The organism is Pseudomonas sp. NFPP28 (assembly GCF_900115535.1).
Taxonomy (GTDB): Bacteria; Pseudomonadota; Gammaproteobacteria; order Pseudomonadales; family Pseudomonadaceae; genus Aquipseudomonas; species Aquipseudomonas extremorientalis.
The window spans coordinates 500,745-519,801 of sequence record NZ_FOWT01000001.1 but is presented as its reverse complement, the minus strand read 5'-3'; the positions used below and the strand labels follow the sequence as shown (position 1 = coordinate 519,801).

General features: G+C 60.9%; 20 protein-coding genes. 18 read left to right on the top strand and 2 right to left on the bottom strand.

The features are described from left to right. The first annotated feature begins 92 nt into the window (after positions 1–92). The 18 genes from BM110_RS02520 to BM110_RS29210 all read left to right on the top strand — a co-directional run bounded on the left by BM110_RS02520 (position 93) and on the right by BM110_RS29210 (position 17,614). On the top strand, positions 93–800 hold the full coding sequence (locus BM110_RS02520) for a tellurite resistance TerB family protein (protein WP_093512250.1): 708 nt from the start codon (positions 93–95) through the stop codon (positions 798–800). Positions 801–1,011: 211 nt separating this feature from the next. Then, complete coding sequence (locus BM110_RS02515; RefSeq protein ID WP_093512248.1) at positions 1,012–2,634, top strand: methyl-accepting chemotaxis protein; 1,623 nt, start codon at positions 1,012–1,014, stop codon at positions 2,632–2,634. Further along, entirely contained in the window at positions 2,634–3,146 is a 513-nt protein-coding gene (locus BM110_RS02510) for a chemotaxis protein CheW (protein ID WP_092241100.1), read from the top strand. The genes BM110_RS02515 and BM110_RS02510 overlap by 1 nt, the downstream gene beginning before the upstream one ends. Next, positions 3,143–4,402 (top strand): CheR family methyltransferase, encoded by a 1,260-nt coding sequence (locus BM110_RS02505; protein ID WP_093512246.1) that lies wholly within the window; start codon positions 3,143–3,145, stop codon positions 4,400–4,402. Before BM110_RS02510 ends, BM110_RS02505 begins: the two co-directional genes overlap by 4 nt. After that, positions 4,399–5,100 carry a chemotaxis protein CheW gene (locus BM110_RS02500; RefSeq protein ID WP_093512244.1) on the top strand — a complete coding sequence of 234 codons (702 nt, stop codon included), beginning with the start codon at positions 4,399–4,401 and terminating at the stop codon, positions 5,098–5,100. The genes BM110_RS02505 and BM110_RS02500 overlap by 4 nt, the downstream gene beginning before the upstream one ends. After that, positions 5,097–7,361: a hybrid sensor histidine kinase/response regulator gene (locus tag BM110_RS02495; protein WP_093512242.1), complete on the top strand. Its 2,265-nt coding sequence runs from the start codon at positions 5,097–5,099 to the stop codon at positions 7,359–7,361. Before BM110_RS02500 ends, BM110_RS02495 begins: the two co-directional genes overlap by 4 nt. Beyond that, positions 7,358–8,368, top strand: coding sequence for a chemotaxis response regulator protein-glutamate methylesterase (locus tag BM110_RS02490; protein WP_092241108.1), 1,011 nt, complete (start codon positions 7,358–7,360; stop codon positions 8,366–8,368). Before BM110_RS02495 ends, BM110_RS02490 begins: the two co-directional genes overlap by 4 nt. A 51-nt stretch (positions 8,369–8,419) precedes the next feature. Next, positions 8,420–9,421, top strand: a complete 1,002-nt coding sequence (locus tag BM110_RS02485; RefSeq protein WP_012722554.1) for a diguanylate cyclase — start codon at positions 8,420–8,422, stop codon at positions 9,419–9,421. Positions 9,422–9,657: 236 nt separating this feature from the next. Further along, positions 9,658–10,753 (top strand): peptide chain release factor 2 gene (prfB, locus tag BM110_RS02480; protein WP_102591687.1). Its coding sequence is split into 2 segments (ribosomal slippage): positions 9,658–9,729 and positions 9,731–10,753, totalling 1,095 coding nucleotides; the frame shifts between segments, so codons are not numbered across the junction. A gap of 81 nt (positions 10,754–10,834) precedes the next feature. Continuing rightward, positions 10,835–12,337 carry a lysine--tRNA ligase gene (gene lysS / locus BM110_RS02475; RefSeq protein WP_058425327.1) on the top strand — a complete coding sequence of 501 codons (1,503 nt, stop codon included), beginning with the start codon at positions 10,835–10,837 and terminating at the stop codon, positions 12,335–12,337. Positions 12,338–12,443: 106 nt separating this feature from the next. After that, positions 12,444–13,160: a TetR/AcrR family transcriptional regulator gene (locus BM110_RS02470; protein WP_092241110.1), complete on the top strand. Its 717-nt coding sequence runs from the start codon at positions 12,444–12,446 to the stop codon at positions 13,158–13,160. 16 nt (positions 13,161–13,176) lie between these two features. Continuing rightward, a complete protein-coding gene (locus tag BM110_RS02465) occupies positions 13,177–13,725 on the top strand; it encodes a hypothetical protein (RefSeq protein ID WP_092241112.1) in 549 nt (182 codons plus the stop codon). Positions 13,726–13,746: 21 nt separating this feature from the next. Further along, entirely contained in the window at positions 13,747–15,024 is a 1,278-nt protein-coding gene (locus BM110_RS02460) for a flavohemoglobin expression-modulating QEGLA motif protein (RefSeq protein WP_010212629.1), read from the top strand. Positions 15,025–15,051: 27 nt separating this feature from the next. Then, complete coding sequence (locus BM110_RS02455; RefSeq protein WP_092241114.1) at positions 15,052–15,957, top strand: alpha/beta hydrolase; 906 nt, start codon at positions 15,052–15,054, stop codon at positions 15,955–15,957. Next, the gene (locus BM110_RS02450; protein ID WP_092241116.1) at positions 15,954–16,280 is read left to right on the top strand and encodes a PA3694 family proteiin; all 327 of its coding nucleotides are present in this window, start codon (positions 15,954–15,956) and stop codon (positions 16,278–16,280) included. The genes BM110_RS02455 and BM110_RS02450 overlap by 4 nt, the downstream gene beginning before the upstream one ends. 154 nt (positions 16,281–16,434) lie before the next feature. After that, positions 16,435–16,572, top strand: coding sequence for a hypothetical protein (locus BM110_RS29535; protein WP_156682175.1), 138 nt, complete (start codon positions 16,435–16,437; stop codon positions 16,570–16,572). A 175-nt stretch (positions 16,573–16,747) separates the two neighbouring features. After that, a complete protein-coding gene (locus BM110_RS29215; protein WP_139216842.1) occupies positions 16,748–17,158 on the top strand; it encodes a hypothetical protein in 411 nt (136 codons plus the stop codon). A 99-nt stretch (positions 17,159–17,257) separates the two neighbouring features. Continuing rightward, positions 17,258–17,614: a hypothetical protein gene (locus BM110_RS29210; protein WP_139212836.1), complete on the top strand. Its 357-nt coding sequence runs from the start codon at positions 17,258–17,260 to the stop codon at positions 17,612–17,614. 76 nt (positions 17,615–17,690) lie between these two features. On the opposite strand, the gene BM110_RS02435 is transcribed toward BM110_RS29210, so the two are convergent. Together BM110_RS02435 and BM110_RS02430 are read right to left on the bottom strand one after the other, a co-directional pair. Further along, on the bottom strand, positions 17,691–18,476 hold the full coding sequence (locus BM110_RS02435; RefSeq protein ID WP_071488772.1) for a lipotoxin F family OmpA-related lipoprotein LptF: 786 nt from the start codon (positions 18,474–18,476) through the stop codon (positions 17,691–17,693). A gap of 53 nt (positions 18,477–18,529) precedes the next feature. Continuing rightward, positions 18,530–18,955, bottom strand: a complete 426-nt coding sequence (locus BM110_RS02430) for a DUF4398 domain-containing protein (protein WP_092241122.1) — start codon at positions 18,953–18,955, stop codon at positions 18,530–18,532. Between the last annotated feature and the right edge of the window lie 102 nt (positions 18,956–19,057).

Below are 19,057 nucleotides of genomic sequence, written 5' to 3'. Positions count from 1 at the left end.
ATCTGGAAGCACTCTAGATCAGGGCTTTTTGGCACTTAGTTTTACGCTGGGGGCCTATTGGTCCTATGAACCCAAGTGTCTGGAGGCTGCGAATGAATACCCGTGGATTGCTCGATCAGTTGCTCAAGTCTGGCCAGGACATGCTGCAAAACAAGGCTGGCGGCCAGCGTAGGCAGGACGACAAAGGTGCTCTGGGCGGTCTGCTCGGCGGTGGCGGCCTGGGCAGCCTGCTCGATGGTGCTGGCGGCGGCGCGCTGGCGGCGGGGGCCATGGGCCTGCTGCTGGGCAACAAGAAGGCGCGTAAATTCGGCGGCAAGGCGCTGACCTACGGCGGTTTGGCGGCGTTGGGCGTTATCGCCTACAAGGCCTACGGCAACTGGCAGGCCAATCAGGCCAGCGCGCCCCAGGGCGAGCCACAGACTATCGATCGCCTGCCACCGGCCCAGGTCGAGCAACACAGTCAGGGCATCCTCAAGGCGCTGGTTGCGGCGGCCAAAGCCGATGGCCATGTGGACGAGCGCGAGCGTGCGCTGATCGAAGGCGAATTCACCAGACTGGACAACGACCGCGAGCTGCAAAGCTGGCTGCACGCCGAACTCAACAAACCCCTGGACCCGGCCGATGTGGCGCGGGCTGCCGGCACTCCGGAAATGGCGGCCGAGATGTACATCGCCAGCGTGATGCTGGTGGACGAGGAGAACTTCATGGAGAAAGCCTACCTCGACGAGCTGGCCCGCCAACTGAAGCTCGAGCCCGGCTTGAAGCTGGAACTGGAAAAACAGGTGCGGCTGAACGCGTAAAGACGGGGCGTGCAGCGATCAAAATGTGCGAGGGGACTCGCCCCCGATAGCGGTGTTTCAGCCTATTTACAGTTGGTTGGCACATCGCCATCGGGGGCAAGCCCCCTCGCACATTTGCATTCTGTGGACGCTACAGCAAAACCCGTTGATAAATGAGGGCTTCTGCTCAGCTATACTCCCCTCCATTTGAATGGCCCTCCGAGGAATTACTGTGAAGAACTGGACCTTGCGCCAACGCATCCTGGCAAGTTTTGCGGTCATTATCGCCATCATGCTGTTAATGGTCGTGGTCTCCTATTCACGGTTGCTGAAGATCGAAACCAGTGAAGTCGCGGTGCGCGACGACGCGGTGCCCGGGGTCTACCTCAGCTCCATGATCCGTAGCGCGTGGGTCGACAGTTACCTGCAGACCCTGGAGTTGATCGGCCTGCGTGAAGACAAGGGGCTCACCGACACCGACAAAGCCGACTTCAAGTCCTATGAAGCGCGCATCCTGCAGCAGATGGCCAACTACCAGGCGTCCATCAGTGGAGGCGAGGACCAGGCCGAGTTCGATAAATTCGAAATCCAGCACCAGGCCTACAACAAGGCGCTGGCTGCCGTCGTAGAGCGCCTGCAGAACAAGGACATAGCTGGCGCACGCAAACTGTTCGATACGCAGATGACGCCAAGCTGGGTCGCAGGCCGCATGAAGCTCAACGACATCATCACCGAGAACAAGAACGTCGCCGACCGTGCGACCAACGCGATCGATGATGCAGTATCCGCCGCGAAAATCAGCATGTTTGTATCGCTGGCCCTGGCAATCCTCGCTGCCGGCCTGTGCGGCCTGCTGCTGATGCGCGCGATCATGGCGCCGATGCAGCGCATCGTCGATATCCTCGAAACCATGCGCGACGGTGACCTGAGCAAACGCTTGAACCTGGAACGCAAGGACGAGTTCGGCGCGGTCGAAACCGGCTTCAACGACATGATGACCGAGCTCACGGCCCTGGTGTCCCAGGCCCAGCGCTCGTCAGTGCAGGTGACCACCTCGGTGACCGAGATTGCCGCCACCTCCAAGCAGCAACAGGCCACCGCCACCGAAACTGCCGCCACCACCACCGAGATCGGCGCTACCTCCCGCGAGATCGCGGCCACCTCCAAGGACCTGGTGCGCACCATGACCGAAGTGTCCACCGCCGCCGACCAGGCCTCGGTTGCCGCCGGTTCCGGCCAGCAAGGCCTGGCGCGCATGGAAGAAACCATGCACTCGGTGATGGGCGCCGCCGACCTGGTCAACGCCAAGCTGGCGATCCTCAATGAGAAGGCCGGCAACATCAACCAGGTGGTGGTGACCATCGTCAAGGTCGCCGACCAGACCAACCTGCTGTCGTTGAATGCCGCCATCGAAGCCGAGAAAGCCGGTGAATACGGGCGTGGTTTTGCCGTGGTTGCCACCGAAGTGCGGCGTCTGGCCGACCAGACTGCCGTGGCCACCTACGACATCGAGCAGATGGTGCGCGAGATCCAGTCGGCGGTGTCGGCGGGCGTGATGGGCATGGACAAGTTCTCCGAAGAAGTACGCCGCGGCATGTTCGAAGTGCAGCAAGTGGGCGAGCAACTGTCGCAGATCATCCACCAGGTACAGGCGCTGGCGCCGCGGGTGTTGATGGTCAATGAAGGCATGCAGGCCCAGGCCACCGGTGCCGAGCAGATCAACCACGCCCTGGTGCAACTGGGCGATGCCAGCAGCCAGACCGTCGAGTCCCTGCGCCAGGCCAGCTTTGCCATCGATGAGCTGAGCCAGGTGGCGGTCGGTCTGCGCAGCGGCGTGTCGCGTTTCAAAGTCTGATGAGCGACCTCGCGGCTAAACGCGGCGCCGTCCCGGCAGCGAAAAAGGCGTTGTTCCTGGTGTTCCACATCGGCAACGAACGTTATGCCCTCAAGGCCACGGAAGTGGCCGAGGTGCTGCCGCGCCTGCCATTGAAACCGATTGCCCATGCGCCGCTGTGGGTGGCGGGCATCTTTGCCCATCGCGGCGCGCTGGTGCCGGTGATCGACCTCAGCGCCCTGACTTTCGGCACCGCTGCCCAGGCGCGTACCAGCACGCGGCTGGTGCTGGTCAATTACCAGCCGGAGCCCTGGCGCGAGCCGCGTTGGCTGGGGTTGATCCTGGAACAGGCCACCGACACCCTGCGCTGCGACCCGGCCCAGTTCCAGCCCTATGGCCTGGACAACCGCCAGGCGCCGTACCTGGGACCGGTGCGCGAAGATGCGCAGGGCCTGATGCAGTGGATCGGCGTGAATGACCTGCTGACCGACGACGTGCGCGCCGTGCTGTTTTGCCCCGGGTTGAGCCTATGAGCCACGATCCGCGGTTCTTTGCCTTCCTGAAAGAACGCATCGGCCTGGACGTTGCCTCGGTCGGCGAAGCCATTATCGAGCGGGCGGTGCGCCAACGCACTCAGGCGGTCAGCGCGCAGACCCCCGGTGAATACTGGCAGCACCTGCAAAGCTCCCAGGATGAACAGCAAGCGCTGATCGAAGCGGTGATCGTCCCGGAAACCTGGTTTTTCCGTTACCCCGAATCCTTTGCGACCCTGGCCCGCCTGGCCAAGGCGCGCCTGGCCGAAATCAAGCAGATGCGCGCACTGCGCATCCTCAGCCTGCCGTGCTCCACCGGTGAAGAACCTTATTCGATCGCCATGGCGTTGCTGGATGCCGGGCTGGCGCCGCATCAGTTCAAGGTGCAGGGCGTGGATGTCAGCCCGTTGTCGGTGGAGCGCGCACGGCGTGGGGTGTATGGCAAAAACTCCTTTCGCGGCGGCGATATCGCCTTCCGTGACCGCCATTTCACCGAGTACGGTGACGGTTATCACATTGCCGACCGCGTGCGCGAACAGGTGCGCCTGCAAGTCGGCAACCTGCTCGACCCGACACTGCTGGCCAATGAGGCGAGCTACGACTTCGTGTTTTGCCGCAACCTGCTGATCTACTTCGACCAGCCGACCCAGAAACAAGTGTTCGAGGTGCTCAAAGGCCTGACCCACGTGGACGGCGTGCTGTTTATCGGTCCGGCCGAGGGCAGCCTGCTGGGGCGCCACGGCATGCGTTCGATTGGTGTGCCGCAGTCCTTTGCGTTCAGTCGGCATGCCGAGCCGGTCAAGCCCGAGCCGGTATTTGTGCCGAGCGCCGCGCCCGTCCCGCAACGCAGTGCGGCACCGATCCCGAGCAAGCCACGGCCTTTCAGCAAGTCCAGCGCCCAGGTGGTGCCGATCAAGACGGTGCAAACCGATGCGGGCGACTTGCTCAGCCGCATCGCTACCCTGGCCAACGAAGGCAAAAGCGCCGAAGCCCGCGCTGCATGCGAACAGTATTTGAGTAACCATCCGCCGGCCGCCCAGGTGTTCTACTGGCTGGGGCTGCTCAGCGATGTGGCCGGCAGCGCCCTGGAAGCCCAGGGTTATTATCGAAAAGCCTTGTACCTGGAACCCCAGCACCCGCAGGCCTTGATGCACCTGGCGGCGTTGCTCGAGTCCCAGGGCGACAGTGCGGGGGCGCGCCGCTTGCAGGCGCGTGCCGCGCGGAGTGAGCGAGCTGACAGTGAGTCCAAACGATGAGTAACACCGACGCACTCGATACCGCAGGGCTGGACCTGACCCTGGCCGATACCCAGGCCATCGACGACTGCTGGAACCGCATCGGCATCCATGGCGACAAGTCCTGCCCGCTGCTGGCGGACCATATTCACTGCCGCAACTGCTCGGTGTACTCGGCAGCGGCCACACGTTTGCTGGACCGTTATGCCTTGCAGCAGGATGATCATCGTCCGGTTGCCGCTGCTGACGTCGGCGAAGACGTGGTCACCCGCTCCCTGCTGATGTTCCGCCTCGGTGAGGAATGGCTGGGCATTGCCACCCGCTGCCTGGTGGAAGTTGCGCCGCTGCAACCGATTCATTCGCTGCCCCACCAGCGTTCCCGCGCCTTGCTCGGCGTGGCCAATGTCCGTGGTGCGCTGGTGGCGTGCCTGTCGCTGGTGGAACTGCTGGGCCTGGATGCCACCGGCAACGGCGCCAGCGGTGGGCGCATCATGCCGCGCATGTTGATCATCGCCGCGCAGGATGGTCCGGTGGTGGTGCCGGTGGATGAAGTCGACGGCATCCATGCCATCGATGAGCGCACCTTGAAGGCCGCCTCGGCCTCGGGCGCCCAGGCCAGTGCGCGCTACACCCAAGGCGTGTTGCAGTGGAAAGGCCGCAGCCTGCGTTGGCTGGACGAGGCGCAATTGTTGTCTGCCGTGACCCGGAGCCTCACATGACCCCCGACCAGATGCGCGATGCCTCGCTGCTGGAACTGTTCAGCCTGGAAGCCGATGCGCAGACTCAGGTATTGAGCGCGGGCCTGCTGGCCCTGGAACGCAACCCGACCCAGGCCGATCAGCTTGAAGCATGCATGCGCGCGGCGCACTCGCTCAAAGGCGCCGCGCGGATCGTTGGGGTGGACGCCGGAGTCAGCGTGTCCCACGTCATGGAGGATTGCCTGGTCAGTGCCCAGGAAGGTCGCCTGTACCTGCAACCCGAACATATCGATGCGCTGCTGCAAGGCACCGACCTGCTGATGCGCATCGCCACGCCGGGCAATGATGTGGGGCCGGCGGACATCGACGCCTATGTGGCGTTGATGGAGCGCTTGCTGGACCCGTCCCAGGCGCCTGTGCCAGAGCCAGCGCCCATCGTCGAAACACTGCTGCCGGAGCCCGAACCCGAACCGGAGCCCGCGCCGCCGGTGGTCGCCGAGCCGCCACGCCAGAACAAACGCATGACCGAAGGCGGCGAACGCGTGCTGCGGGTGACCGCCGAGCGTTTGAACAGCCTGCTCGACCTGTCGAGTAAATCCCTGGTGGAGACCCAGCGGCTCAAGCCGTATCTGGCCAGCCTGCAGCGTCTCAAGCGCCTTCAGAGCCAGAGCGTGCGAGCGCTGGATACGCTGGACGGGCAACTCAAGACTCAACAACTGCCGCTCGAAGCCCAGGAAGCCCTGGCCGACACCCGCCGCCTGCTCAGCGAAGCCCAGGCCCTGCTGGCGGAAAAAACCGCTGAACTGGACGAGTTTGGCTGGCAAGCCGGCCAGCGCGCCCAAGTGCTGTATGACACCGCGCTGGCCTGTCGCATGCGCCCGTTTGCCGATGTGCTGGCCGGGCAAGTGCGCATGGTGCGCGACCTCGGTCGCAGCCTGGGCAAACAGGTACGCCTGGAGATCGAAGGCGAAAAGACCCAGGTCGACCGCGACGTGCTGGAAAAGCTCGAAGCGCCACTCACTCATTTATTGCGCAATGCCGTCGACCACGGCATCGAAATGCCTGAACAACGTCTGCTGGCGGGCAAGCCGGCGGAAGGTTTGATCCGCCTGCGCGCCTCCCATCAGGCCGGGTTGCTGGTGCTGGAATTGAGCGATGACGGCAACGGCGTCGACCTGGAGCGCCTGCGCAGCACCATCGTCGACCGGCACCTGTCACCGGTGGAAACCGCCCTGCGCCTGAGCGAAGAAGAACTGCTGACGTTCCTGTTCCTGCCGGGGTTCAGCCTGCGCGACAAGGTCACCGAAGTGTCCGGGCGCGGGGTCGGCCTGGATGCGGTGCAGCATATGGTCCGCCAACTGCGTGGTGCGGTGGTGCTGGAGCAAACGGCAGGGCAGGGCAGTCGTTTCCACCTGGAGGTGCCGCTGACCCTGTCGGTGGTGCGCAGCCTGGTGGTGGAGGTCGGCGAAGAAGCCTACGCGTTCCCGCTGGCCCATATCGAACGCATGTGCGACCTGGCGCCCGACGACATCGTGCAACTGGAGGGCCGCCAGCATTTCTGGCACGAGGGCCGGCATGTCGGGCTGGTCGCCGCCAGCCAGTTGTTGCAGCGCCCGGCGGGGCAGAGTCAGTCGGACACCTTGAAAGTGGTGGTGATCCGCGAGCGTGATGCGGTGTATGGGATTGCCGTGGAGCGCTTTGTCGGCGAGCGTACGCTGGTGGTGTTGCCGCTGGATGATCGCCTGGGCAAGGTCCAGGATATTTCCGCCGGTGCCTTGCTGGACGACGGCTCGGTGGTGTTGATCGTCGACGTCGAAGACATGCTGCGCTCGGTGGACAAACTGCTCAACACCGGCCGCTTGGAGCGCATTGCCCGGCGCAGCCAGCAAGCCACCGAGGCACCGCGCAAGCGGGTGCTGGTGGTGGACGACTCGCTGACAGTGCGCGAACTGCAACGCAAATTGCTGCTTAATCGTGGTTATGAAGTGGCCGTGGCGGTCGATGGGATGGACGGCTGGAACGCCTTGCGTTCCGAAGACTTTGACCTGTTGATCACTGATATTGATATGCCTCGTATGGACGGTATTGAATTGGTCACACTCTTGCGCCGTGACAGTCGCCTGCAATCGTTGCCGGTGATGGTGGTGTCCTACAAAGACCGTGAAGAAGACCGACGTCGTGGACTGGACGCCGGCGCCGACTATTATTTAGCCAAAGCCAGTTTCCACGATGACGCCCTGCTGGACGCCGTGGTGGAGCTGATCGGAGGCGCACGGGCATGAGGATTGCGATCGTCAATGACATGCCCCTGGCGGTAGAGGCCTTGCGCCGCGCCTTGAGTTTCGAGCCCGCGCACGAAGTGGTGTGGGTGGCCAGCAACGGCCTGGAAGCGGTGCAGCGCTGCGCCGAGCTGACCCCGGACCTGATCCTGATGGACCTGATCATGCCGGTGATGGACGGCGTGGAGGCTACCCGGCAGATCATGGCCGAGACCCCGTGCGCCATCGTCATCGTGACCGTCGACCGCCAGGCCAACGTCAGCCGGGTGTTCGAAGCCATGGGCCATGGCGCCCTGGACGTGGTGGACACGCCGACCTTGGGCGTGGGCAATCCCAAGGATGCGGCGGCGCCGCTGCTGCGCAAGATCCTCAATATCGGCTGGCTGATCGGCCAGCGCGGCAGCCGTGTACGCGCCGAAACCGTTACGCCGCGGACTACCGGCAAACGCCAGAGCCTGGTGGCCATCGGGTCTTCGGCAGGTGGCCCGGCTGCCCTGGAAATCCTGCTCAAGGGCTTGCCCCGGGACTTTCCCGCCGCCATCGTACTGGTGCAGCATGTGGACCAGGTGTTCGCCGCCGGCATGGCCGAGTGGCTGAGCAGCGCCTCCGGCCTGCCGGTACGCCTGGCCCGCGAGGGCGAGCCACCGCAAAGCGGGGTGGTGCTGCTGGCCGGTACCAACCACCACATTCGTTTATTGAAGAATGGCACGCTAGCCTATACGGCAGAGCCGGTGAACGAGATTTACCGGCCGTCGATCGACGTGTTTTTCGAAAGCGTGGCCAGCCACTGGAATGGCGATGCCGTCGGCGTGTTGCTGACCGGCATGGGGCGCGACGGGGCCCAGGGCCTAAAATTGCTGCGTGAACAAGGTTATTTGACCATCGCCCAGGATCAGCAGAGCTCGGCGGTGTACGGCATGCCCAAAGCGGCGGCGGCGATTGATGCTGCTGTTGAAATTCGCCCACTGGATAGAATTGCGCCCCGATTGCTGGAGGTCTTTGCCAAATGAACAAGGCCTCTTGCGGTGCTGGCTTGCAGGCAGTAATTCAGGTGACTGCACATGAATGATTTACAGATCGACGACATCAAGACCGACGAAAACGCCGCCATGGTGTTGCTGGTCGACGACCAGGCCATGATCGGCGAAGCCGTGCGGCGTGGCTTGGCCCATGAAGAAAATATCGACTTCCACTTCTGCGCCGATCCGCACCAGGCGATTGCCCAGGCGATCCGCATCAAGCCGACCGTTATCCTGCAAGACCTGGTAATGCCCGGCCTCGATGGCCTGACCCTGGTGCGCGAATACCGCAACCATCCGGCCACGCAGAACATCCCGATCATCGTGCTTTCCACCAAGGAAGACCCGCTGATCAAGAGCGCGGCGTTTTCGGCCGGGGCCAATGATTACCTGGTCAAGTTGCCGGATAACATCGAATTGGTGGCGCGCATTCGCTATCACTCGCGCTCCTATATGACCCTGTTGCAGCGGGATGCGGCGTACCGTGCGTTGCGGGTCAGCCAGCAACAACTGCTGGACACCAACCTGGTGCTGCAACGGCTGATGAACTCCGATGGCCTCACCGGGCTGTCCAACCGTCGCCATTTCGACGAGTACCTGGAACTGGAATGGCGGCGTGCCATGCGTGACCAGACTCAGTTGTCGTTGTTGATGATTGATGTGGATTTCTTCAAGACCTACAACGATAGCTTCGGGCATGTCGAAGGTGACGAGGCTTTGCGCAAGGTGGCGGCGACCATCCGAGAGGCCAGCAGTCGGCCTTCGGATTTGCCGGCGCGCTATGGCGGTGAGGAGTTTGCCCTGGTGCTGCCTAACACCTCGCCGGGCGGAGCGCGGTTGGTGGCGGAAAAACTGCGCATGGCCGTTGCCGCGCTGAAAATTCCGCACATTGCGCCGACCGAGGGTTCCAGCCTGACCATCAGCATTGGTTTGTCCACGATGACGCCGCAGCAGGGCACGGATTGTCGGCAGGTGATTGTGGCGGCGGACAAGGGGTTGTATACGGCCAAGCATAATGGGCGCAATCAGGTCGGTATCGAGTGACCTGAAGTCTTACCCCATTCAATGTGGGAGGGGGCTTGCCCCCGATAGCTGTGGGTCAGTCACAACATCATTGACTGACAGGCTGCCATCGGGGGCAAGCCCCCTCCCACATTGGGATCTTGATGGGTCTTGGGTTGTGTACAAATCCTGCCTTTTCGCCCAGCGGACTGCCGTTCCCCCCCATTTGCCGTTATACTCGCCGGCTTTCAAAAGTTCGCCAACGAGTGCTGCCCGCCATGGAAATCAACCCGATCCTTAACACCATCAAGGACCTGTCCGAGCGCTCCGAAACTATTCGGGGGTATCTTTGACTACGATCAAAAGCATGAGCGTCTGACCGAAGTCAATCGCGAGCTTGAAGATCCTGCTGTCTGGAACAAACCTGAATACGCCCAGGAACTGGGGCGCGAGCGCGCTGCGCTGGCGCAGATCGTCGATACCCTCGACGAGCTGAACACCGGTCTGGCCGATTGCCGTGACCTGCTGGACATGGCCGTCGAAGAAAACGACGAAGGCGCAGTGGGCGATGTCGTCGCCGAGCTGGCCCGTCTCGAGGAAAACCTCGCCAAACTCGAATTCCGCCGCATGTTCAGCCATGAAATGGACCCGAACAACGCCTACCTGGACATCCAGGCCGGTTCCGGTGGCACCGAGGCCCAGGACTGGGCCAACATCCTGTTGCGCATGTACCTGCGCTGGGCGGACAAGCGCGGTTTCGAAGCGACCATCATGGAGCTGTCCGCCGGTGAAGTTGCCGGAATCAAGGGCGCGACCGTGCACATCAAGGGTGAGTACGCCTTTGGCTGGCTGCGTACCGAAATCGGCGTGCACCGCCTGGTGCGCAAGAGCCCGTTCGACTCCGGCAACCGTCGCCACACCTCGTTCTGCGCGGTGTTCGTCTCGCCGGAGATCGACGACAAGGTCGAGATCGAGATCAACCCGGCCGACCTGCGCATCGACACCTACCGCTCCTCCGGTGCCGGTGGCCAGCACGTAAACACCACCGACTCGGCCGTACGTATCACCCACGTACCGACCAACACCGTGGTCAGCTGCCAGAACGAACGTTCCCAGCACGCCAACAAGGACACCGCCATGAAAATGCTGCGGGCCAAGTTGTACGAGCAGGAAATGCAGAAACGCAACGCCGCATCCCAGGCGCTGGAAGACACCAAGTCGGACATCGGCTGGGGTCACCAGATCCGCTCTTATGTGCTGGATGCGTCGCGGATCAAGGATCTGCGCACTAACATCGAACGCAGCGACTGTGACAAGGTGCTCGACGGCGATATCGACGAATACCTGGAAGCCAGCCTGAAATCCGGCCTCTAAAGAACCTTGTAGGAGCGGGCTTGCCCGCGATCCCCAGCCGAAGGCTGGGGAAAACGTATCTGTGATGGAATTTCAAAAGACATGAGCGACCAACAACTCGACCCGCAAGCCCTGCAACAGGAAGAAAACTCCCTGATCGCCCTGCGCAAGGAAAAGCTTGCTGCCGAGCGCGCCAAGGGCAATGCCTTCCCCAACGACTTCCGCCGCGAAAACTACTGCGATGCCTTGCAGAAACAGTACGCGGACAAGACCAAGGAAGAACTGGCAGAGGCTGCGATCCCGGTCAAGGTGGCAGGTCGCATCATGCTCAACCGTGGCTCGTTCATGGTGATCCAGGACATGACCGGGCGTATCCAGGTCTACGTCAACCGCAAGACCTTGTCGGAAGAAACCCTGGCCTCGGTGAAAACCTGGGACATGGGCGACATTATCGCCGCCGAAGGCACCCTGGCCCGTTCCGGCAAGGGCGACCTGTACGTGGAAATGACCAACGTGCGCCTGCTGACCAAGTCGCTGCGCCCGCTGCCGGACAAGCACCACGGCCTGACCGACACCGAACAGCGCTACCGCCAGCGTTACGTTGACCTGATCGTCAACGAAGAAGTACGCCAGACCTTCCGCGTGCGTTCGCAAGTGATCGCGCACATCCGCAGCTTCCTGATGAAGCGCGACTTCCTGGAAGTCGAAACGCCGATGCTGCAGACCATTCCTGGCGGCGCCGCAGCCAAGCCGTTCGAAACCCACCACAATGCCCTGGACATGGAAATGTTCCTGCGTATCGCGCCGGAGCTGTACCTCAAGCGCCTGGTGGTTGGCGGCTTCGAAAAAGTCTTCGAGATCAACCGCAACTTCCGTAACGAAGGCGTTTCGACCCGTCACAACCCAGAATTCACCATGTTGGAGTTCTACCAGGCCTACGCCGACTACGAAGACAACATGGACCTGACCGAAGAACTGTTCCGCGAACTGGCGCAACTGGTCCTGGGCAGCACCGACGTGCCGTACGGCGACAAGGTGTTCCACTTCGGCGAGCCGTTCGTGCGCCTGTCGGTGTTCGACTCGATCCTCAAGTACAACCCTGAACTGACCGCCGACGACCTGAACGACATCGACAAGGCCCGCGCCATCGCCAAGAAAGCCGGCGCCAAGGTGCTGGGCTTCGAAGGCCTGGGCAAATTGCAGGTGATGATTTTCGAAGAGTTGGTGGAGCACAAGCTGGAACAGCCGCACTTCATTACCCAGTACCCGTTCGAAGTGTCGCCGCTGGCCCGTCGCAACGACGACAACCCAAACGTCACTGACCGTTTCGAGCTGTTCATCGGCGGCCGTGAGATCGCCAACGCCTACTCCGAGTTGAACGACGCGGAAGACCAGGCCGAGCGCTTCATGGCCCAGGTGGCCGACAAGGACGCCGGCGACGACGAAGCCATGCATTACGATGCCGACTTCGTCCGCGCCCTGGAATACGGCATGCCGCCGACCGCCGGTGAAGGGATCGGCATCGACCGCCTGGTGATGCTGCTGACCAACTCGCCGTCGATCCGCGACGTGATCTTGTTCCCGCACATGCGGCCACAAGCGTAACCGTAGCGAAATCCGAAGCCGCCTTTTATAAGGCGGCTTTTTTATGTGGCGTTAATAAGCGTCAAGCAAACAGCGCCAGGTTTTGATCTATTCAAGGATGTGTGTCGTGAACCGCGTAACCGCTCAAGAAGGCGCCGCCGGCATTGCCGCTGCCGTGGCTGAAAGCGTCCAGTACCAGGGCCGCAAGGCCAGTCGTCGGGGCAGCGAGCAACGCAGGCAAGACATTCTCGATGCGGCCATGCGCATCGTGGTCCGTGACGGCGTACGGGCCGTGCGCCATCGAGCGGTGGCGGCGGAGGCGGGCGTGCCCCTGTCCGCCACCACCTATTACTTCAAGGATATCGATGACCTGCTCACCGATACCTTCGCCCAATACGTCGAGCGCAGCGCCGCATTCATGGGCAAGCTGTGGGTGCGTAACGAAGGCCTGCTGCGCGAAATGGTCGCCTATGGCGATGGCAGCCCCGAATCGCGTTCACAACTGGCCGATGACATTGCACGGCTGACCGCTGATTACGTCCTGCGCCAATTGACCAACCGCCGTGAATACCTGATGGCCGAGCAGGCGTTTCGCCAGGAAGCCCTGCTCAACCCGCGCCTGGCGGAGCTGGTGCGTTCCCACCAGCAGATTCTGTTGCAGGGGACCGGGCAGTTCTTCCAGGTGTTGGGCTCGCGCGAGCCGCAACAGGATGCCAAAGTGTTGACGGCGATAATCAGTCGGATGGAATATCAGGGCCTGCTGGGCAGCGCAGAGCCTCTGACCGGTGAAGAGATGCTTGAGATCCTCAAGCGCTATATGCATTTGGTGTTGGCTTCGGTCTGACACCGGGGGATGTCCAATGAAAGCCTGGCGCGTGGTTGCAATCGCCTTGTCGTTCCTGCTGCTCAGCGGTTGCCTGGTGACCTTCAAGGACCCGCTGCCAGCCCATGAGGCCGCGCCGCCGGCCCTGCTCGGCCAGTGGTCGAGCAAAAATGCCTGGGGCGAGCCGCTCAACCTGCATATCAGTGCCGTTGGTGAACACCGCTATAAAGCCGTGAGCTACCCTACAGCCAAGCCCGGCCAGCGTGACGAATACCTGTTTACCGTTTCGCGCCATGGCAGCCGCTGGTATTTGTCGGCGCCGCTGCCGGCCAAGCTGGGTGGGCATTTCATCCTGGCGGGGTTTGAGATCAACGAAAAGCACGAATTGGTGGTCTACAACCTCGACCTTGAGCAGATCCACCAAGCCATAGGCCAGCAGGCGTTGCACGGCAGCACCGTGGACACGGTCGAGGGCGCCGGGGTGCTGGTCGACAGCCCCTTGGACCAGGTGTTTGCCTACCTGGATGACCCGGCCAATGCCGATGTATTCGTGGAAGCCGTGCGCTACCAGCACACGGGCCAATAACGTTTAAAGAGGAAGCACCGGGTGGACGATTACCAGCAGACGATACGCACCTTGTCTGATCGCATTGTGCTGGCGCAAACACCGATTCGCGTCCTCGACGCCGTGAAGTGGGACGAAAACATTCGCCAGGGATTCCTCAAGGCCAAGGGCAAGGAAATGCCGGCGGTGAGCCGCGACTACTACCTCAATCGGCCACTGTCGTTCGACTCCAGCGCGGTGAAGCTGGAGTTCCAGAACATCGAGCGCGACATCACCCGCCGCCTCGGCCAATTCAGCCCGGTGGGGCAGATCATGCGCCGCATGTGCAAGGAATACCGCATGGTGGTGCGCATGCTCGAAGCGCGTGGTACCGAGGATTTCGGCCTGATTTCCCAGGAACTGTATGGCGCTGCCTCCGATGCGTTTCACGCCGGCGACCCGACCCTGGCTGACTTGGGCCTGATGCTTTCCGATTACCTTAACAATATCGATGGCCGTGGTGACCTGAAGGATGAGGCCAAGACGCTCACCGCCAAGGACGCCGTCGCCTTGCTGCAAACCCGCCTGAACAAGGTGTTCGGTGAGGCCGAAGAGACCATCCGCGTGTTCGAGTCCGACGGTATTGTCGCTGACGCCGCAGCGGGCGCCGACTACATCAAGATCCGCGCCGACGCGATGTTCAACGACCGCGACGTGCGCGCCCTGGAGGTGCATGAAGGCCTGGTGCATGTCGGCACTACCCTCAATGGCCAGAACCAGCCGATCTGCACCTTCCTGTCCAAGGGCCCGCCCTCGTCCACCGTGACCCAGGAAGGTTTGGCGATTTTGATGGAGATCATCACCTTCGCCTCCTACCCGAGCCGCCTGCGCAAGTTGACCAACCGCACCCGCGCCATCCATATGGTGGAAGAGGGCGCCGACTTCCTGCAGGTGTTCGAGTTCTTCCGTGAGCAAGGCTTTGAGATGGCTGAAAGCTACGGCAACGCCAGTCGTGTTTTCCGTGGTTCGGTGCCGACCGGTCTGCCGTTCACCAAGGACCTGTCCTACCTCAAGGGCTTTATCATGGTCTACAACTACATCCAGCTGGCCGTGCGCAAAGGCAAGCTGGAACAAGTACCGCTGCTGTTCTGCGGCAAGACCACCCTGGAAGACATGCGTACTCTGCGCCAACTGGTCGACGAAGGCCTGGTGGTGCCACCCAAGTACCTGCCCGAGCAGTTCCGCGACATGAACGCGCTGGCGGCGTGGATGTGCTTCTCCAACTTCCTCAACCACCTGAGCCTGGATCGGATCGAGGCGGATTACTCCAATATCCTTTAAACCGTGCTATTCGCGAGGCTTCAACGGATGAGAATCCTCGGCATTCTGTGCCTGCTACTCACATTGAACGGCTGCAGTTCCCTGCTGTTCTACCCCGAGCCCGGCCTGCCGTTCACGCCGGAAAAAGCTCACCTTCAATACCGTGACGTCACCCTCACCACTGCCGACGGCATAAAGCTCCACGCCTGGTGGCTACCGGCCAACCCCGGAGTGCCGCTCAAGGGAACGGTGCTGCACCTGCATGGCAACGGCGGCAATCTGGCCTGGCATCTGGGCGGCAGTTGGTGGTTGCCCGAGCAGGGCTACCAAGTGCTGTTGGTGGACTATCGCGGTTATGGCTTGTCGGAGGGGAAGCCATCATTACCGGCGATCTACCAGGATTTGGACGCGGCGTTCCAATGGATCGACAAGGCTCCCGAAACCCAAGGCCAGCCGTTGATAGTACTGGGCCAGAGCCTGGGTGGCGCATTGGCGGTGCATTACCTGGCCGCCCACCCGGAGCGCCAACCCCGGCTCAAGGCGCTGGTGCTGGACGGCGTGCCCGCCAGTTATCGTGACGTAGGACAATTCGCCCTGAGTACCTCCTGGTTAACATGGCCGTTTCAGGTGCCGTTGTCCTGGCTGGTCCCGGACGCCGACAGTGCCATTTACGCCATGCCCCGGCTGACAGGAGTACCCAAGCTGCTGTTCCACAGCCTGGATGACCCGATTGTGCCGGTGGCCAACGGGATCCGCCTGTACCAGGCCGCACCGCCACCCAGGGTGTTGCAGTTGACCCGCGGCGGGCATGTGCAGACCTTTGCCGACAAGACCTGGCAAACCGTGATGCTGCGTTACCTGGATGACCCTCAGCACTTCAACGGCCTGCGTCGCCTGGGCGAAATCCCGAATTACCCGATTCCTAAAGTTGACTCATCAGAGAGCCCGCAATGAGCGAAGAACGCAATATGATCCCGCTGATCCTCACCGGTATCGGCACCATCATCGGTACTGTCGGTTGCCTGTGGTATTACGGCTACCTGCACTTCGCCAAGCCGGAAGATGCGTTGTTGCTCAGCGACTTCACCATGCTCAAGACCGTGCCCGGCGAGGACTACAAGATCTCCCTGGCGCCAGCCGCTCAGGTGGCGCAATGCGTGGATGGTGTACTGGTGATGTTCGACACTGAGCAGAAAGGCCTGAGCGGTGTGTTGGTGAATAACAAGAAACAGGCTGTGCGCTGCCTGGGGCAGGAAACACCACAACTCCAGCAGTAAGCCGGACGCATCGCACCTGGAATATCTGGAACCGTTTTGCGTAACAGACCACTCAAGGGCTTGTCAGCGTTCATGGTGAGATTTGCGAACCGCCAGCCAGGGGAGTGTCATGGTTATGTTGGGTGAGATAAGCGCGATAGACAGGATGTTGAAGATGTCCAGGACGCAGGAGCTCGTTGAAGCGCTCCGTGAAGCCGTCGACGATATCGCGAAAAAGGAGCAGGGGGAGCGGTCCCAGGAGAAACCTGGCTATGCAGGCTTCGAAAGCGACAAGCGTCCGATCAAATTCTAAGTGTGAAAAACCCACCGTTCCTGGTGGGTTTTTTATTTTCATTCCATCATTTATTACCAGCGTATACCGTCGGGAACTGATAGCTGTCAGCGACCACTGCTATATCGGTCAGGAGATCAAACCCGGACTCATGGGAAATTAAATTTGGAGTGAAATAATGAGATTGGACTCGTTGATGAGTACGGTTTTGATGAATACCCTCGCGACTATTCACACGACATGGAATGTTTTTACAGGGCAGGGTAGAGGTGGCAGGTGGAGCGGCAACACACTTCATTACTCCCGCTCTCAACCGAGCCAGCAACCAAGGTTTTCCGGCGCCCAACCGCCGGCGTTGCAACAACCGTCTACGGTCAACCATATCAACTATGTGTTCAACACGAATTATGTGAGTGTCGGGGATGTTAAGTCATCCCAGGTCGGCGTGCACGTCAATAGCGGCAACGGCAGTATGAATAACGGCAATTTCGGGAACTATGGAAATAACGGCAACAGCGGAAGTGGCAGCCGTTATGCCAATCACGGTAGCAACGGCAATCTTCGAAATTCCGCAAGCGCCAGGTTCTCCCAGCCTGGCCTGGCCTAGCGCATTCGCGCCTGAGGCGTCAAAGTTCAGAGCGTATTAATACAGTGTGGCTTGTTATGGCCTGGTTTATAAATTATTCAGTTTGGAGAGGGTATCAATATGACTCAGCGATTAGGCTCGCGATATGACCACTACACTCAATCTTATCCGCGTTATTCTGATGAGCACACTTGGAAGACGGTGGGAGGGCAACGGGTATGGGGTCGTGCACAAGGTGGCCGTGATAACGGTAACTACGGTAACTACGGCAATAACGGAAATCGCGGCGCACACAGTCACTATGCAAATCACGGGCAGAACGGCAATGAAATGATCGGCCGGTGGAGGGACTCGCTCGGTGACTACGCGGGTTTCGGCAACTACGGAAACTATGGGAATAATGGCAACTTCGGCGGGTTCAGCAGTTACATCAACTCTGGTCAGAACGGCAATCGCCGTGTGGGTATCAACTACTAAAATCTCAGTGCCTTTCAAATACACAAGAAATTAAAAAGCCCCGTCTATATAGACGGGGCTTTTAGGGCATCCAGCATCAGTTGGCGACGGAAGACCGTGGCTTGACCGGCTGGTTGTCGTTGGAGATGGTTACTTCAACGCGGCGGTTCATGGCACGACCGGAAACGCTGCCGTTATCGGCAACCGGGTATTCTTTGCCATAACCCTGGGTCACGATGCGCGAGATATCCACGCCCTGTTGCGCCAGTGCGCGTTGTACGGAGGCCGCACGACGCTCCGACAGGCTCTGGTTGTACGCATCGGAACCGGTGCTGTCGGTGTAGCCTTCGACGATCACTTTACGGTCCGGGTTATCGCGCAGGAACTGCGCCAGCTTGGTGATGTTCACCAGGCCGCTGGATTTCAGGTCGGACTTGTTGGTGGCGAACAGCACGTCACCGAAGGTCACCAGGGTGCCACGATCGGTCTGCTTGGCGTTCAAGCTGTCTTGCAGTTGCTTGATCTGCGCGTCACGGGCTTCCAGCAGGGCGCGGGCGCGTTCGTCACCGGCATTTTTCAGCTTGGCTTCGGATTCGCGCAGCACGATGGTGTCTTTGGCCACTTCAACGCGCTGGTTGGTCAGGTAGGCGAGTTGGTCAACTTTCTTCTCGTCTTCCTTGTCGCGGTAGGCCTTGTCTGCCTTGTCCAGCCATTCGCTGGCGTCTTTGGTCTCCAGCGCCGCGAGCTTGGTGGCCTGCGGGTTGGTCTGCAGGGAAGAGAAGTTGGTCCGTGCGTTTTCCAGGTTCGCGTTAGGCGGGGTGGAGCAGGCCGCCAGGGCAACGCTCATCGCCAGCAGGGCAGGGATCATCAATTGTTTACGCATAGTCGTGTCGTCCTTTCAATTCGATATCAAGTGCGAAGCAGTCAAGGGGCGTCTTACTTCGGCTGGATAGCAGCCGGACGCATGCCTTCCCTACGCAGTTCGTCAACAGCCTTCTGGGAATCCTTCACAGCCTGTTGAGCCTTGGCAGCCTGGGCCTTGCGCTCTGCGACGCGAGCGTCCCACTCGGCTTGTTCAGCCAACTGGCGAGCTTTGTCGTAGTTCTTGTCGTGCATGGCGATTTCAGCTTCTTTGAGCTTGTCCTGAGCCGACTTCATTTCCACAGCCGCAAACTCAGTGCCGCCAGCGCTGACTGCGCTGTTGACTGCGGACTGGGTCACCGCGTACTGCTCGGTCGGAGGGTTGCCGGCGCAGCCCGCCAGAACGAAGCTGGTGCCGATTGCCAGCGCGGCCAATTTGAGCCCGCGCAGGTGGTTAAACGAGGATTTGGCAGTGCTGGTCTTCATCGTCTTCAACTCCATTGGATAACTCCTGAAAAACATCAAAATCCATGTCACTGGTACTCGGCCGGGGCTTCAGGGTGATGTACAAAAAGCCCTTTAAAACGGCCGTTCCAAGTGATG